The sequence below is a fragment of the Haemophilus parainfluenzae ATCC 33392 genome (genome assembly GCF_031191205.1).
GTDB classification, from domain to species: Bacteria; Pseudomonadota; Gammaproteobacteria; order Enterobacterales; family Pasteurellaceae; genus Haemophilus_D; species Haemophilus_D parainfluenzae.
Window position 1 is genome coordinate 285,282 of sequence record NZ_CP133470.1, and the last position, 16,635, is coordinate 301,916.

The 16,635-nt window shown below is 38.8% G+C and carries 18 protein-coding genes and 1 pseudogene; 1 reads left to right on the forward strand and 18 read right to left on the reverse strand.

Going from position 1 to position 16,635, the window contains the following annotated elements; all coding sequences use genetic code 11:
- Position 1 precedes the first annotated feature (1 nt).
- The 9 genes from tolB to RDV53_RS01400 form a co-directional block, all read right to left on the reverse strand.
- The gene (gene tolB / locus RDV53_RS01360) at positions 2 to 1,285 is read right to left on the reverse strand and encodes a Tol-Pal system beta propeller repeat protein TolB (RefSeq protein WP_005696671.1); all 1,284 of its coding nucleotides are present in this window, start codon (positions 1,283 to 1,285) and stop codon (positions 2 to 4) included.
- Positions 1,286 to 1,326: 41 nt separating this feature from the next.
- On the reverse strand, positions 1,327 to 2,574 hold the full coding sequence (gene tolA / locus RDV53_RS01365) for a cell envelope integrity protein TolA (protein WP_005696672.1): 1,248 nt from the start codon (positions 2,572 to 2,574) through the stop codon (positions 1,327 to 1,329).
- 17 nt (positions 2,575 to 2,591) lie between these two features.
- Positions 2,592 to 3,011 (reverse strand): colicin uptake protein TolR, encoded by a 420-nt coding sequence (gene tolR / locus RDV53_RS01370; protein ID WP_032803822.1) that lies wholly within the window; start codon positions 3,009 to 3,011, stop codon positions 2,592 to 2,594.
- A gap of 78 nt (positions 3,012 to 3,089) precedes the next feature.
- The gene (gene tolQ / locus RDV53_RS01375; RefSeq protein WP_005696675.1) at positions 3,090 to 3,776 is read right to left on the reverse strand and encodes a protein TolQ; all 687 of its coding nucleotides are present in this window, start codon (positions 3,774 to 3,776) and stop codon (positions 3,090 to 3,092) included.
- 20 nt (positions 3,777 to 3,796) lie between these two features.
- Positions 3,797 to 4,225 carry a tol-pal system-associated acyl-CoA thioesterase gene (gene ybgC / locus RDV53_RS01380; RefSeq protein WP_005696676.1) on the reverse strand — a complete coding sequence of 143 codons (429 nt, stop codon included), beginning with the start codon at positions 4,223 to 4,225 and terminating at the stop codon, positions 3,797 to 3,799.
- Positions 4,226 to 4,296: 71 nt separating this feature from the next.
- The gene (gene ybgE / locus RDV53_RS01385; protein ID WP_032822627.1) at positions 4,297 to 4,584 is read right to left on the reverse strand and encodes a cyd operon protein YbgE; all 288 of its coding nucleotides are present in this window, start codon (positions 4,582 to 4,584) and stop codon (positions 4,297 to 4,299) included.
- A 2-nt stretch (positions 4,585 to 4,586) separates the two neighbouring features.
- Positions 4,587 to 4,685, reverse strand: a complete 99-nt coding sequence (locus tag RDV53_RS01390; protein WP_100207847.1) for a cytochrome bd oxidase small subunit, CydX/CbdX family — start codon at positions 4,683 to 4,685, stop codon at positions 4,587 to 4,589.
- Positions 4,686 to 4,696: 11 nt separating this feature from the next.
- On the reverse strand, positions 4,697 to 5,836 hold the full coding sequence (cydB, locus tag RDV53_RS01395) for a cytochrome d ubiquinol oxidase subunit II (protein WP_005696678.1): 1,140 nt from the start codon (positions 5,834 to 5,836) through the stop codon (positions 4,697 to 4,699).
- 14 nt (positions 5,837 to 5,850) lie between these two features.
- On the reverse strand, positions 5,851 to 7,416 hold the full coding sequence (locus RDV53_RS01400) for a cytochrome ubiquinol oxidase subunit I (protein WP_005696679.1): 1,566 nt from the start codon (positions 7,414 to 7,416) through the stop codon (positions 5,851 to 5,853).
- 455 nt (positions 7,417 to 7,871) lie between these two features.
- On the opposite strand from RDV53_RS01400, the gene RDV53_RS01405 reads away from it, so the two are divergent.
- Positions 7,872 to 8,183, forward strand: a complete 312-nt coding sequence (locus RDV53_RS01405) for a DUF5339 domain-containing protein (protein WP_005696680.1) — start codon at positions 7,872 to 7,874, stop codon at positions 8,181 to 8,183.
- Between the two features lie 55 nt (positions 8,184 to 8,238).
- On the opposite strand, the gene ruvB is transcribed toward RDV53_RS01405, so the two are convergent.
- The 9 genes and pseudogenes from ruvB to aspS form a co-directional block, all read right to left on the reverse strand.
- Entirely contained in the window at positions 8,239 to 9,246 is a 1,008-nt protein-coding gene (ruvB, locus tag RDV53_RS01410; RefSeq protein WP_005696681.1) for a Holliday junction branch migration DNA helicase RuvB, read from the reverse strand.
- A 13-nt stretch (positions 9,247 to 9,259) separates the two neighbouring features.
- A complete protein-coding gene (gene ruvA / locus RDV53_RS01415; RefSeq protein WP_005696683.1) occupies positions 9,260 to 9,871 on the reverse strand; it encodes a Holliday junction branch migration protein RuvA in 612 nt (203 codons plus the stop codon).
- Between the two features lie 58 nt (positions 9,872 to 9,929).
- A complete protein-coding gene (ruvC, locus tag RDV53_RS01420) occupies positions 9,930 to 10,502 on the reverse strand; it encodes a crossover junction endodeoxyribonuclease RuvC (RefSeq protein ID WP_005696684.1) in 573 nt (190 codons plus the stop codon).
- A 50-nt stretch (positions 10,503 to 10,552) separates the two neighbouring features.
- Complete coding sequence (locus RDV53_RS01425; protein ID WP_005696685.1) at positions 10,553 to 10,987, reverse strand: ACP-like domain-containing protein; 435 nt, start codon at positions 10,985 to 10,987, stop codon at positions 10,553 to 10,555.
- A gap of 17 nt (positions 10,988 to 11,004) precedes the next feature.
- Positions 11,005 to 11,745 carry a YebC/PmpR family DNA-binding transcriptional regulator gene (locus tag RDV53_RS01430; protein ID WP_005696686.1) on the reverse strand — a complete coding sequence of 247 codons (741 nt, stop codon included), beginning with the start codon at positions 11,743 to 11,745 and terminating at the stop codon, positions 11,005 to 11,007.
- 49 nt (positions 11,746 to 11,794) lie between these two features.
- Positions 11,795 to 12,253: a dihydroneopterin triphosphate diphosphatase gene (gene nudB, locus RDV53_RS01435; protein ID WP_005696687.1), complete on the reverse strand. Its 459-nt coding sequence runs from the start codon at positions 12,251 to 12,253 to the stop codon at positions 11,795 to 11,797.
- 101 nt (positions 12,254 to 12,354) lie between these two features.
- The gene (locus tag RDV53_RS01440; protein ID WP_005696688.1) at positions 12,355 to 13,623 is read right to left on the reverse strand and encodes an NRAMP family divalent metal transporter; all 1,269 of its coding nucleotides are present in this window, start codon (positions 13,621 to 13,623) and stop codon (positions 12,355 to 12,357) included.
- A 288-nt stretch (positions 13,624 to 13,911) separates the two neighbouring features.
- A pseudogene (locus RDV53_RS01445) lies at positions 13,912 to 14,625 on the reverse strand (DUF6602 domain-containing protein); the annotation flags it as partial.
- Positions 14,626 to 14,742: 117 nt separating this feature from the next.
- Positions 14,743 to 16,515, reverse strand: a complete 1,773-nt coding sequence (gene aspS / locus RDV53_RS01450; protein ID WP_005696691.1) for an aspartate--tRNA ligase — start codon at positions 16,513 to 16,515, stop codon at positions 14,743 to 14,745.
- Between the last annotated feature and the right edge of the window lie 120 nt (positions 16,516 to 16,635).

Here is a 16,635-nt window from a genome sequence, read left to right on the forward strand (position 1 = left end):
TTTATTTAGTCAAGTATGGAGACCAAGCTGGAAATTTCACTTGGCCATTACTTCCTGGAAGACTCGCTTTAAAGCGACCATCTGCAGAAACTAATTGTAACACCTTTCCTAGCCCTTGTGTAGAGCTGTAAATAATCATGATACCGTTAGGAGAAATACTTGGGCTTTCACCTAAGAAAGATGTACTTAATACTTCAGAACTACCGCTGGTGAGATCTTGTTTCACCACGTTGTTATTACCGTTGATCATCACAAGAGTTTTACCATCACTACTGATTTGCGCACTACCGCGACCACCAACTGGTGATGCACCACCACCACTTGCGCTCATGCGATAAACTTGTGGTGAACCACTTCTATCTGAAGTAAAGAGAATTGAGCTACCATCTGGAGACCATGATGGTTCTGTATTATTACCTGCACCGCGAGTTAATTGAGTAGGTGTACCACCATTTGAGCCCATTACATAGATGTTTAATAAACCATCTTGTGAAGAAGCAAATGCTAGTTTAGAACCGTCCGGAGAGAATGCTGGCGCACCGTTATGTCCAGGGAAAGAAGCAACTACTTTACGAGAACCTGAACCTAAGTCTTGTACAACAAGTTGTGATTTTTTGTTCTCAAAAGATACGTATGCTAAACGTTTACCATCTGGAGACCAAGCTGGAGACATAATTGGTTGTGAGCTACGATTTACGATAAATTGGTTGTAGCCATCATAATCTGCTACACGAACTTCATAAGGTTGTGAGCCACCATTTTTTTGCACTACGTAAGCGATACGGGTTCTGAATGCACCACGAATACCGGTTAATTTTTCGAATACTTCATCACTCACAGTATGTGCACCATAGCGTAACCATTTATTTGTCACTGTATAGCTATTTTGTGCAAGTACCGCACCAGGTGTACCTGATGCACCTACAGTATCAACTAATTGGTAAGAAATGTTATAACCGCTACCAGTTGATGTCACTTGACCCACCACAACAGCATCAATACCTAAAGCAGTCCAAGCCTCTGGTTTCACTTCTGCTGCAGTCGTTGGTTGTTGTGGCATTTGGCTTACTGGAATAGGGTTAAATTTACCACTATTACGTAAGTCATCTGCAACGATTTGACCAATATTTTCAGGTGCAGAACCTGCGAAAGGAACAACTGCGATAGGACGAGCGCCATCAACACCTTCATCAATCACAATTCGAACTTCATCTTCTGCCATTGCTGTGCTTGCAAATGCAAACATCACCACAAATAGCCCCATAACACGTTTGATCAATTTCATTTAATCACCTTATTTTAACGTTGTTACTTTCCTAAAACCGATTATCGAGCATTGATATCAAAATCGATAGTCGGCGCTTTATATTTCTCATAAATAGCATCAGATGGTGCTGCTGGAACTTTTTTCGTTCTAGCTACCGCACTTAATGCTGCAGTACAAATATCATCAGATCCTGAAACGCGTTGGTAGCCTAAAATCGTACCATCTCGACCGAGTTGGATTTTAATGCTACAAACTTTACCGGCAAAGCTTGGGTCTTTTAAGAAACGGCGTTGAATTTCACGTTTAATGACACCTGCATATTGGTCACCAACTTTACCACCATCTCCAGCACCTAGTCCTGCACCACTACCTTGTGTACCGCCTTTATTTGCATTACCACCTTTAGATGCACTACCACCACCGACATCTCCGCCGTTCATGAAGTCATCTAAAGCCGCTTGATCTGCTTTACGTTTTGCTGCGTCAGCTTTTGCCTTCGCATCAGCCTTCGCTTTTGCTTCTGCATCCGCTTTAGCTTTTGCTTCTGCCTTCGCTTTCGCCTCTGCATCTGCTTTTGCTTTAGCATCGGCTTCAGCTTTTGCCTTAGCCTTAGCATCCGCCTCAGCTTTCGCTTTAGCATCTGCTTCTGCCTTGGCCTTCGCTTTTGCTTCAGCATCGGCTTTCGCTTTTGCCTCAGCCTTCGCTTTAGCATCTGCTTCAGCTTTTTCTTTGGCTTTTTGAGCTTCGGCTTGTGCTTTAGCTTTTGCCTCTTCCTCAGCCTGTTTAGCTGCTGCCGCTAAACGTTTCGCTTCTGCATCAGCTTTTAACTTCGCTGCTTCAGCAGCTTGTTTTGCTTTCGCTTCTTCAGCTTGTTTCTGCTTTTCTAACGCCTCTTGACGAGCAAGTTCTTGTTGCTGTTTTTGCTTTTCAATTTCTTGCTGCTTTTGTTTTTCAAGTTCTTTTTGACGTTGAATTTCCTGCTGACGCTTAATCTCTTCTTGTTTCGCAATTTCTTGCTGATTTGGTTCAGGTTCAGGCTCTGGTTTTTTCTCTTCGACTACAGGTTCTGGTTTTTTCTGTTTATTAGTTTGACCTTTTTTCTGTTGTTGAATACGTCCCCATTCCTGAGCTGCGCTGCCAGTATCGACCATCACAGCTCCCATGGCATCACCTTCACCTTCTCCACCACCCATTATTTCAACGGTTTGATAAAGAGAGCTCCAAATCAACAAACCAAACAATGCAAGATGCATCGCAATAGAGATGACAAACTCATTTGCACGTTTTTTTCGTCGATTATTCTGCACGGTTTTACCTACTTATCTTAAATTGGGTTGGTCATTAAACCCACAGACTTAATGCCGGCAAGATGTAGTAAATTCAGTGCTTTAATCACTTCTTCATAAGGTACATCTTTTGCTCCGCCCACTAAGAACATTGTGTTATTGTCTTTATCAAATTCTTGTTTTGATAATTGGGTTACCATTTCTTCGTTAAGTCCTTCTTGGCGTTGACCACCAATAGAAATCGAATACTGCCCTACACCTGCTACTTCTAAGATAACCGGTGTTTTATCTTCATTTGATACATTTTGACTTTGCACCGAATCAGGGAGTTCCACTTGAACGCTCTGACTGATAATCGGCGCAGTTGCCATAAAAATTAACACCAAAACTAAAAGAACATCGAGAAATGGCACGATGTTAATTTCAGATTTAATGTCTTTACGCTGACGACGAGCCATAATTTCCTCTAAAACTTCGCTAAAATCCACCGCACTTTTCGTCTGATTAATCAAGTGCGGTCAATTTTTCATTGATTTTTAATGGGGCGCTTTACCAAAAGCTTGACGATGTAAAATTGTGGTGAATTCATCAATGAAGTTACCATAATTTTGTTCAATCGCATTTACACGTAAGCTTAAACGGTTATATGCCATTACAGCGGGAATCGCCGCAAACAAACCGATTGCTGTTGCGATCAAGGCTTCTGCGATACCTGGAGCAACCATTTGTAATGTAGCTTGTTTTGCACCACTTAATGCCATAAATGCGTGCATGATCCCCCAAACGGTACCAAATAAACCGATATATGGACTTACAGAAGCAACTGTTGCTAAGAAAGGTACACGGCTTTCAAGCGCTTCTACTTCACGATTCATCGCAAGGTTCATTGCACGAGTCGTACCTTTGATGATCGCTTCTGGAGCATCTGCATTCACTTGTTTTAAGCGAGAGAATTCTTTAAAGCCGACAAAGAAAATTTGTTCGCTACCCGTTAATACTTCACGACGATTAGATAAACCATCATAAAGTTTGTTTAAATCTTCACCAGACCAGAAACGATCTTCAAAAGTGTTCGCTTCTTTTAACGCGCTCGTCAAAATACGGCTACGTTGAATTATGATTGCCCAAGAAATAATTGAGAACGAAATTAAGATCACAATTACAAGTTGAACAACGATACTCGCTTTTAGAAAAAGATCTAAAAAGTTCAATTCTGCAGTCATTGCATACTCCGAAAAGTTATTTACTTTAAAAATGCCGCTTTTAATTCCTCAGGAATTGCGACAGGTTTCATTTTGCCTAGATCAACACAGGCTACCTTAACAGTAGCCTTCGATAACACCACTGTCTCACGAACTAACCGCTGTTCAAAGAGAATTGTTGCTCCTTTCACTGCTGTTATTTCAGTTTCGACAATAAGATAATCATCCAATTTTGCCGGAATACAATAGTCAATAGACATGGTTTTGACCACAAAAGCTAACTGTTGTTCCTGCAATAATGATTGTTGGGAAAAATTAAGCGTTCTTAAATATTCAGTTCGCGCACGCTCAAAGAAATGTAAATAACGTGCGTGATACACTACTCCGCCGGCATCAGTGTCCTCATAATAGACACGAACCGGAAAGGTAAAACATTGGTTATTCAAAATAATGCTCAAATTATCAGCCATAACAAGCCGCCTATTTTAGAACCTGTTCATTAGATGTGCAAGCTCCAAATAACAATATTTATCTAGAGTTTCTATAGTAACCAATGCTGAACAATGGCAATTATTGTGGTGAAATAACCAATAAATGGCAAGAAAACAAGCTGCCATATTGCTCGGCGAATTTCAAATCCGATACCGTGAATCCACAAATTAATCAATCCCCAAAAAATCGCAAGAATCCAAGCGGGATGTGCAGTACGAAGTGCGGTCGAAAATTGATTTAAATTTAAAAAGAAAGCCGCGGTCAGAAATAACGCCAAAATAAACGAAAGGGTTCGCAAGGAACCCTTATTACTTAATTGATAGAGCGAATTAATCATCATTACTCGTCAAATTTACCTGACTTTTCTTTACCAATGGTTAATTTAGCACTCACCATAATTGCAGCCAACACACCCACTACCCAAATTATATATAACATATTGTTTCTCCTTAGTATAATGAGTTTTTGTTGTCTTCAACAAAGCTTTCATCCAAGCGACCAAACATTTTGTAGTATGACCAAATGGTGTAAAGCAATGAGATGGAAACAAATACTAATGCCAAGTAGAACATTAAAGTTAATGTTAATTCACTTGACGTTGCATCCCACATTAACAAGCTTTGTTCTGGATGAGTACTTGAAGGCATTACAAATGGGAACATTGATACTGCCGCAGTAATAATCACACCAGCCATTGTTAATACAGAGAAGAAGAACGCAAAACCACAACGATTTGCTTTAGATGCAACGACATTTAGTAATGCCCCCACCACAGCTAATACTGGCAATGCCCATAAAGCTGGATTTTCATTGAAGTTCTTGAACCATGCACCTACTTCAACTGCCACTTCTTTACCTGAAGCTGGTGCTGATGCTGCAAAGTGATCGATAGTGCTAGTTACAACATAACCTTCTTTGAAAGAAAGCCACACACCGGCAAGTATAAAAGTAATTAATGTTACTAATGCACCAATTTGTGTAATCGCTCTTGCACGATCACGCAATGCTGCAGTGGTTTTCATTTGTAACCAGTTTGCACCGTGAGTCACTAACATTGCAAGGCTTAACACACCGCAAAGTAATGCAAATGGGTTTAATAATGCAAAGAAAGAACCGGTGTAAGTTGCTTGTGAAAGCTCATTTAATTCGAATGGCACACCTTGTAATAAATTACCAAATGCCACACCGAATACTAATGCAGGTACAAAACCACCCGCAAATAAGCCCCAATCCCACATCGCACGCCATGTTGGATTATCAATTTTCGCACGATATTCAAAACCAATTGGACGGAAGAATAACGCAGCTAACACAAGGAATAAGGCAATATAGAAGCCTGAAAACGCTACAGAATAAACAATCGGCCATGCCGCGAAGATTGCACCACCAGCAGTTAATAACCAAACTTGGTTACCATCCCAGTGTGGAGCAATAGAGTTAATCATAATACGTCTTTCTACTTCTTTCTTACCTGCTACGGGTAAAAGTGCGGTCACGCCCATATCGAATCCATCTGTTACAGAGAAACCGATAAGTAATACGATAACTAGCACCCACCAAATAATACGTAGAATTTCATAATCAAGCATAATTCATCTCCTGCTTATTTAGATGATTGCTCAAAATAGTATTTGCCGGTTTTCAATGCACTTGGACCTAAACGTGCATATTTAAACATCAAATACATTTCCGCAATGATGAAGAAGAAGTAAAGTACACAAATTAAACCGATAGAGAACCATAAGTCACCTACACTCAAGTTAGAGGCAGATACACCTACCGGTAATACTTCATAAATCGCCCACGGTTGACGACCAAATTCAGCTAAGAACCAACCAAATTCAATCGCTAAGATTGGCAATGGGATCCCCCAAAGCAATGCTTTAAGCAATAAGCGAGAAGATGTGACTTTATTACGTAAATTCTGAACAAATGCGCCAAAGGTTAATAAAATAATTAAACCACCTGCCGCTAACATACCACGGAACGCCCAGAAGTTAGGACCTACGTTTGGAATTGTATCACGAGCCGCTTGTTTAATTTGTTCATCTGTTGCATCAACAACTTTATCTGTGTAACGTTTTAATAATAAACCAAAACCTAAATCGCCTTTTACTTCATCAAATTTTGCTTTAGTTTCTGGATTTACGTGACCTGCTGATTTTTTCTCTGCTTTTAATTGAGTGAATAAATCATAAGCAACCATACCATTACGAACACGACCTTCATTTTTCGCTTGAATCTCTTTCAAACCAACGATTTCAGTGTCTAAAGAACGCGTTGCAATTAAACCACCTAAATATGGGATTTCAACCGCAAAATCATTTTTCATTTCTGCCGTATTTGGAATCGCAACTGGGTGGAATGGCGCTGGCGCAGGATGAGTTTCGAACTCCGCTTCCATTGCAGCTAATTTCACAGGTTGTGCTTTACCGATGTCGTAACCTGATTCATCACCCATAATTAATACCGCTGATGCAGCGATAAAGCCAAAGGTTGCAGCAACAGAGAATGAACGTTTAGCAAAACCAATATCACGGCCTTTTAATAAATAGAATGCACTAATACCTAATACAAACATTGCACCGGTTGAATAACCTGCTGTTAATGTATGTAAGAATTTACTTTGAGCAACTGGGTTTAACCAAAGATCTAAGAAGCTGGTCATTTCCATACGAACGGTTTCAAAGTTAAATTCTGCCGCTACCGGATGTTGCATCCAACCGTTTGCCACTAAAATCCACATTGCTGAAAGGTTTGAACCAAAGGCTACGCAGTAAGTTGCGAGTAAGTGTTTACCTTTAGTTAAACGATCCCAACCGAAGAAGAATAGACCCACGAAAGTGGATTCTAAGAAGAATGCAAGTAATGCTTCGATCGCTAATGGTGCACCGAAAATATCACCTACATAGTGAGAATAATAAGACCAGTTTGTCCCGAATTGGAACTCCATAATAATACCGGTCGTCACCCCTAGAGCAAAGTTAATACCAAATAACTTACCCCAGAATTTAGTCATATCTTTATATACTTCTTTGCCCGTTTTAACATAAATAGTTTCCATGATCACAAGAACGAAAGATAAACCTAATGTTAATGGCACAAAAATGAAGTGATATAACGCAGTTAATGCAAACTGCAAGCGTGAGAGATCAACAACGTCTAACATCTCAACTCCTTGTATAAATCTACAAGATTTTCACTTTATGATTACCAAGGATAATCCCAAATAACCACCCCAAACTACTCAACACAAATTGTTAAGAGACATTGAATTATTTACGTAATAATTGCCTTTTCTATTCTCAAAACAGAATACAGTAACCGATTACAATATAAACATTCAAAATTTCGCTCTATTCTACTACTATTTATGAGGATAAAAAATAAAAAACAGTTATATCGATCATATTTTTTTGATATAAATTACAAAATCACAATTTTGTATAGTAATAGTAAAATTGATATAGATCAGATTTTGTGTTTTTACAAAAAATAGAAAAATTTATCTATCACAAGGAAACTTTATTGAAAAGGAATGGACAAAATAACCGCTAGACAGCGCGACAAGATTTTGCTATTTTTTAGCCTAATAATATTTGGAAAGATTTGTAGGGATTAATAATGAAGAAAATTTATTTAATTTTGACCGCACTTTTCGGTTCTGTGGCACTATCAGCTACTGCATCACCTCTTACAGAAAACAAAGCTGCGCTTCCACAACAATGTGCACAGCTATTTAAAGAAACAGAAAATTTAATTGCCCAAGCAGAAAAACAGCCTGGCACCCATACTCAAGTCGGTAAGATCAAAAGTAAACTTAATCAAAGCAAACAGCAAATTCTTGAAATGGAATTAGCCACTCAACAAAAAAGCTGTGATGTGGGTTTAGCAAGATTAAATAGCATGAAGAGCTATACTGAAGAAACTAACTAATCAAGTTTTAAAAAGAAAGGACATATTGATATCAATATGTCCTTTTTTCTATCTCTTATTCTGACGGCTTCTGAAGTCCGAAGTGTCGATAAGTTAACGAAGTCGCAATTCGACCTCGAGGGGTTCGCTGTAAAAATCCCTGTTGAATCAAGTAAGGTTCTAATACATCTTCTATAGTGTCTCGTTCTTCACCTATTGCCGCCGCCAAGTTATCTAATCCAACTGGACCACCATCAAAACGCTCAATTACAGCGGTAAGCAATTTTCTATCTAAGTAATCAAAGCCCGCATCATCTACATCTAACATTGAAAGCGCTTGTTTCGCAATGTCTGCCGAAATAATGCCATCATTACGCACATCAGCAAAATCTCGAACGCGACGCAATAAACGGTTTGCAATACGAGGCGTACCACGTGAACGACGAGCGACTTCAAAAGCGGCTTTATCTTCTAATTCTAGATTTAAGCAAGAGGCACTTCTTGTCACAATAGACGTTAAATCTTCAACGGAATAAAATTCTAAACGTTGAACAATACCGAAACGATCACGCAATGGCGAGGTTAACGAACCTGCTCGGGTTGTTGCGCCAATTAATGTGAAAGGGGGCAAATCCAATTTAATTGAACGAGCTGCTGGCCCTTCGCCAATCATAATATCCAGCTGATAATCTTCCATTGCAGGATAAAGCACTTCTTCAATCGCTGGAGAAAGGCGGTGAATTTCATCAATAAACAACACATCATGGGGTTCAAGATTTGTCAGCATTGCCGCTAAATCGCCAGCTTTTTCAAGTACGGGCCCTGATGTGGTGCGGATATTTACACCCATTTCATTTGCCACAATATTAGCAAGCGTTGTTTTCCCTAATCCTGGAGGACCAAAGATCAAAAGATGATCTAAGGCATCTTGACGTAACTTTGCGGCCTTAATGAAAATATCCATCTGCTCTCGCACTTGTGGCTGTCCCACATAGTCAGCTAAAAGCTTTGGACGAATCGCACGATCGATGACATCTTCATCCATCTTTACCTGACTGCTAATAATTCTATCTGCTTCGATCATATCTGTTTAATCTTTATAACGCGGTTTTTAAAGCTTCGCGAATTAATTGCTCGCTGGTTAAGTCTGCTTTAGCCACTTTTTTTACCATTTTTTCAGCATCAGTTGGTTTATAGCCTAATGCAACCAATGCAGCAACCGCTTCATCTGCTGAGCTTTCAGCTTGGCGTAATTCTGACGTTGAAGGAATATGCTTGCTCTCCACAAAGAAATCACTTTGACGAACATCCTTAAACTTCCCTTTTAACTCCACCAATAAACGTTCAGCCGTTTTCTTGCCCACACCAGGAATTTTCACTAATTTTGACAGTTCTTCTCGTTCAATCGCATAAGCAAACTGCTCTACTGACATTGCCGATAAAATCGCAAGTGCCAATTTAGGGCCAACACCATTGGTTTTAATTAATTCACGAAATAAAGTGCGGTCAGTTTTTTGGGCAAATCCAAAAAGAAGATGAGCATCTTCACGCACAACAAGATGGGTAAATAAAGTAGTTTCTTGCCCGATTTCTGGTAAATCATAAAAACTGGTCATCGGTAACAATAATTCATAACCGACGCCTTGTACATCAAGCAAAATTTCAGGAGGTTGTTTTTCTAATAAGATGCCTGTTAAACGACCAATCATAAGATTTCCATGTAAAAAAATTTTGCATAGAATAAAATAAAACTGGATATTAATCCAGTTAAATTTTTAATCTAAATCGACCTCGGCTGTACCTTGTTTTTAAAAGTGCGGTCATTTTTTCATGCATTTCTGTCGTTTTGACAGAGCCTACAATATGCAAAGAATGTTGAATGGTGTGGGCATGGGTAATCGCAATGGCTAAAGCATCTGCCGCATCTGCTTGTGGTTTATCTGAGAGTTTCAAAATTCGTGTCACCATATCTTGTACTTGAACTTTATCTGCCGAACCAATCCCAACGACAGTCTGTTTCACCAAACGAGCGGCATATTCAAATACAGGTAAATCGTGATTCACCGCTGCCACAATTGCCGTACCACGTGCTTGCCCCAGTTTTAAAGCGGAATCCGCATTTTTAGCCATAAACACTTGTTCAATGGCAAACATATCGGGCTGAAATTGTGTGATGATTTCTGTCACACCGGCATAAATTCGTTTTAAGCGTGTAGGTAAATCTTCTACCTGTGTGCGGATTGCTCCACTGCCGAGATATTCTAAATGGCGACCATTTTGTCTAATCACACCATAGCCCGTTACACGAGAACCTGGGTCAATGCCTAAAATAATACTCATAAACTCTCAAAAATAAACGGCCGGTCAATGCCGGCCGTTTTTAGCGTTAATTATTGGTTTGCTTTTGCAGTTGCTTTTGCATCTACATCACAGTTTTTCACAACAATTTTATCTGCTTTTTTGCCTTTGATTAAAAGATTTACTGGCGCAACAGAATCAAATTTATCTAAAGTTAAACCACTATCTACATTCCAAACATATTTGCCTGAAGTAAATGAAGTGAAGTCTTTTTGAGCTGCATCACGAGCGAAATCTTTCGCAACAACTTTGTTGCCTACCATTACCATTGCCGCTGTTGGCTCTTGGTTTTCAAATTGATAAACTGCAGTTACAGTTTTCTTGTTACAAGTATAAACTACTGTTTTATCCGTTACAGTAGGTGCTGCAGCTTGCTCTGCTTTGTTTTCTACTTTTGGTGCTTCGCTTGCACAAGCTGATAAGACAACAAGAGCAGCCATTGCAGGTAATACTTTAGCTAATTTCATTCTAAATCTCCTTAAAATTACAGCTGAGCTGCAACTTCATCACTAATTTCACCGTTATGATATACGTTTTGTACATCGTCACAGTCTTCTAACATGTCAATTAAACGCAACAATTTAGGCGCAGTTTCAAGATCAAGATCAACGGTTGTTGATGGAATCATTGTCACTTCTGCGTTATCAATTTTAAATCCTGCTGCTTCGATAGCATCGCGCACAGAACCTAAATCTTCCCACGCAGTATAGATTTCGAATGAACCATCATCTTGTGGTTGAACATCATCCGCACCGGCTTCAATTGCCGCTTCCATTAACGCATCTTCTTCACCTTCGCTAATTAAAATCAAGCCTTTTTTGCTGAATAAATAGCCCACAGAACCTTCAGTCCCTAAGTTACCACCACATTTAGTGAAACTTGGGCGAACCTGTGAGATGGTTCGGTTTGCGTTGTCACTTAGACACTCAACCATCACAGCAGTTCCACCCGGACCATAACCTTCGTAAATTCTTGTTTCCATATTGGTGTCATCACCACCGCCCACACCGCGTTCAATCGCACGGTTAATGGTATCGCGAGTCATGTTGCTCGATAAGGCTTTATCTACTGCCGCACGTAAACGCGGGTTCGCACCAACATCACCACCACCAATTTTTGCAGCGGTTACCAATTCACGAATTAATTTTGTAAAAATTTTACCGCGTTGCGCATCTTGTGCGGCTTTACGGTGTTTAATATTTGCCCACTTACTATGGCCTGCCATGTTGTTTTCCTTCTTATCTTAAAAACGTTTTTAAATTGAATCCTCTTTTCTATAGAGGAAAGCCGTTCATCAAATATTTTTTGATGGCCTCGGCATTATTCGGCGATTTCGTCATTTGGATAGCATCTTCTGGTAAAACCCATTGATACGCCAAATGCTCACTTAATATCGGCTCAAACTCCTGCTCAACTGCCAATAAAAACCAATGTTCATGACAGTGAGTCACATTCGGTGCGTATTTATAGCGGAAATGCGGGAAAATTTCAAATTCTATGCTCTCTTTGCAATCAAAAAGTGCGGTCGAATTTTCTTCTATTTTTAATCCTATTTCTTCCCAAACTTCTCGAATGGCTGTTTCTCTTGGTGTTTCATTGGTTTCCAATGTACCCGTAACAGATTGCCAAAAAGTGGAATCATCTTGACGTTGAAGCATAAGAACACTATGCGTGCTTTCTGCATAAATTACCACGAGAACCGATTGATTATTTTTATATTTCAAGCTCGTCATCTACATAATTGAGAATGGGCAGCATCATACCTTTTCTACTAAAAACTTTCAAAAAAATTACCGCACTTTAAAACTAAAGTGCGGTAATTATCTCAATTATTTTAGTTTAACCAGCCAGCTTGTTGAGCGATAAATAATCCTGCAAAGGCTGTTAAGTAGAATAACCCAATAAGGGATAACCACAATAAGCCACCTTTTACACTGTGTTTCGCGTGCTTAGTCAAAGATAAATTCAACCAAGCAAAGATTGGTGCTGAAACAAATGAAGCAATCATCGCGAATTTTAACATTGGACCCACCGCGTTATTAAAGTAGAAAATAATCGCTAAACCAGATAACGCCGCAAAAATCATACCGATATTAAGAATTCTCACTGAGCTTTCTTGTTTACCAAACAAGATACGTACTGCTTCAACATTAGTACGCGAATAACCATCAATTACCGTAATTGTTGTACCAAACATACACATAAATGCAATCACGGCAATTAATAAACGCGCCCATTCACCGATAGTACTTGCATACATATTGATAAGTTGCGCGATATATTTTCCGCCTACCATCTCTACGGTTTCTGGCGAACCATATTGCACCAATGCACCAAGCGCTAAGAATACGACAGCTAAAATTGCTGTACCGATATACCCCACATTGAAGTCAAATAAACCGTCTTCATAAGATACTTTCGTTAGACGACGTTTTGCCACCACCCACATGGAGTTAATGGCAGAGATTTCAATTGGCGCAGGCATCCAGCCCATTAATGCAACTAAAAATGCTAACTTGCTTAATTCCCATGGAGAAGGCGCGACAAAATCAGGTGTAGCCACACCATTGATACCATTACGCATAAAAGCAATCACGACAGCGCTCACGGTTGTCACCGTTAAAGCAATCATGATGATTTTCGATAAACTATCTAATAAACGGTATTTACCCAACAATAAAATACCAGTTGTCACAAGAATCACTAATGAGCTTAACACGGGCATTGGGAGTGGAATTGGCGTAATAAAAGTTAAAATTGCGGCCGTTAATAATCCCACTGCAGCAGTATTAATTACTGTGGCAAAAACGTTTAAAGCAAGGAATAACCAAAGATAGAATTTTCCTTTTTGACGGTAACCTTCTAACAAGGTATTACCCGTATCTAGGGTATATTGAACACCGAAACGGAAGAAAGGATATTTAAATAAGTTAGCAAGAATAACAATGCTCACTAATTCCCAACCATAGATCGCACCCGCTTGGGTAGATGCAATAATATGTGAACCGCCAACAGCTGCTGATGCCATCACGATTCCAGGACCTAAGGCAGAGAATTTACTCGCCCACGTTGATTTTTCTACTGGAGTTGAAACTTCACTCATAAAATGTTCTCTTATAAATTGACCATAAACTGAAAAAGGTCTTATTTATAATAGAATTTTATCCTTGAGTAAAGTAAATAAAATCCACTTAAAAGCGAAGGTTAAAAATAAAAATCTAATTATTTTAATATTTCAGAATATAAGTTCAAAACAAATAAATTTCACAAGTATTCATACCGAAAAACTGATATCTTTAAGTGAATAAAATTTTTTCAATCAGCATCAGTACTTCATCAATTAGCAAGAATCGTTATCACTAGAATAATACATAAACAGCAACAAAAAGGGCTATGATTGTTCCACTTCCTTTAATACTTTAATCAAATATTCTACATAATTAGGAGCTTTCAGTCTTAATTGATTTAAATATATGTTTAATATCAAAAACATTACAGTAAGTACATCATTCCCACAATCAATAGCTGAGTATTGTTCGAACGCCCCTTTTAATCCAACAGGTTTCAGATTTTCGTTTGTTTTCCAAACCATGTATTTTTTTTCATAACAGAAAACAAAATCAGGTAATAAACTTTTATCTCTTTGACCTATCTGATCATTTAATTTTTCTAAAAGAGTTTGTTTTTCCAATCCATCAAACCCAAAAATAATGCCTATATAATCATTACGTTTTTCGGTTGATGCTGTTAGCCCCGCACCTATGCCTAATTCTACAATAGGAGTAATGTCTAACATTGTTGAATCTCTTCTTTGAAGTTGCTTAATTGAAGCTATATTGTCTAAGCTTTTTAATAATTCATCAGTAGACAAGTTAGATTTAATTTCAATTAAGCCATAAATTGATTCACATGGGAATAAATTACTCTTATGATTTTTTAATAAAACATTTGAATGAATTGCGTCATATACAACGATATCGATTTGTTTGCTCATATTATCATTTAAATCAAAGACTTGACCAGTTCCCAACCCAAAACATTCAGGAAGAAAAGGACGCAATAAATTAGAAATAATTTCTTCTCTTACTTGCCCTTTTTCCCCTGAATGAGTGAATGAGTGAACAAAGAACTCTTCTCAAATTGAGCCTTAATATCTGAATTAGCTATTCTTAACGCATCAACAAGTTTCATATAAACATAACCAAATAAAATTATGTAATATTTATTCTTTCTCCGACTTCACTACAGAAATAGACAACTCCTCCAATGCCTGCGGATTCGCAAAACTTGGTGCCTCTGTCATTAAACAAGCTGCTGCCGTTGTTTTCGGGAATGCAATCACATCACGGATATTTTCGGTGCCAGTTAAAAGCATGGTTAAACGGTCTAAACCAAATGCTAAACCTGCATGTGGCGGTGTACCGAATTTTAATGCATCCAATAAGAAACCGAATTTTTCATGTTGTTCTTGTTCATTGATACCAAGAATGCGGAATACGGTTTGCTGCATTTTCGGATCGAAAATACGGACAGAGCCACCACCTACTTCGTAGCCATTAATCACCATATCGTAAGCATTTGCTACCGCATCGGTTGGATTCGCTTCTAATTGTTCTGGCGTAAAATCTTTTGGTGAAGTAAATGGGTGGTGCATTGCAGCAAGATTACCCTCTTCATCACGTTCAAACATTGGGAAATCGATCACCCAAAGTGGTTGCCATTCATCTAAACGAGTTAAGCCAAGATCACGACCTAATTTTAAACGTAACGCGCCCATTGCATCCGTGGTGGTTTGCCATTTGTCTGCACCGAAGAATAAGATATCGCCAGTTTGAGCTTTCACACGTTCAGCTAAGGCTTTCCATACCTCTTCATTTAAGAATTTCGCAATCGGGCTTTGTACGCCTTCAAGACCAGCATTAATGTCATTTACTTTTGCCCAAGCTAAACCTTTTGCACCGTAAATGCCAACAAATTGTGTATATTCATCAATTTGTTTACGAGTGATTTCTGTGCCATTTGGTACACGAATGACTGCCACACGGCCGTTTGGATTGTTTGCTGGCTCATTAAATACTTTAAATTCAACGTCTTTAACGATATCAGCTACATCGACTAATTCAAGCGGGTTACGCAAATCTGGTTTATCTGAACCAAAACGAGTCATCGCTTCTTGCCAGGTCATTTGTGGGAATTTACCTAAATCCACACCAATGATGTTTTGCCATAAACCGTGCACCATGCGCTCCATGATCTCACGTACTTCTGGCGCAGTTAAGAAAGAGGTTTCCACATCGATTTGAGTAAATTCAGGCTGACGATCTGCACGTAAATCTTCATCACGGAAACATTTCACGATTTGATAATAACGGTCAAAACCAGACATCATTAAAAGCTGTTTGAAAAGCTGTGGTGATTGCGGCAATGCATAGAATTTGCCTTTATGTACACGACTTGGCACTAAATAGTCACGCGCACCTTCTGGCGTTGCTTTAGTTAGCATTGGGGTTTCGATATCAAGGAAACCATTGTCATCCATAAAGCGACGCACAAAGCTGGTAATTTTCGCACGAGTTTTTAAACGTTGTGCCATTTCTGGACGACGTAAATCTAAATAACGATATTTTAAACGTTGTTCTTCAGTGTTGTTTTGGTTGAAGTCTAGCGGTAAAACATCAGAAGCATTGTAGATGCGTAATTCTTTTGCTAACACTTCCACTTCGCCTGTCGCCATATTTTTATTAATTTGATTATCCGGACGCGCGATTACTTCACCTTTAATTTGAATACAAAATTCATTACGTAAGCCTGAAGCTGCAGTTAACGCTTCTTGATATTTCGGGTCAAAACAAACTTGTACGACACCATCACGATCACGCATATCAATAAAAATTAAACCACCTAAATCGCGACGACGGTGAACCCAACCGCTTAATGTTACTTCTTGTCCAATATAGTTGCGGTTTAATGCACCGCAATAATGTGTACGCATCATTTCTGTATTCCTTTCATTTTTCTAAAATGGATAATTAACGCGTTGATTATACGGAAAAAGACATGCCTTTTAAATTGAAAAGCGAAATTTATTTGATCCTTTAAAAACTTTCACTAAAAT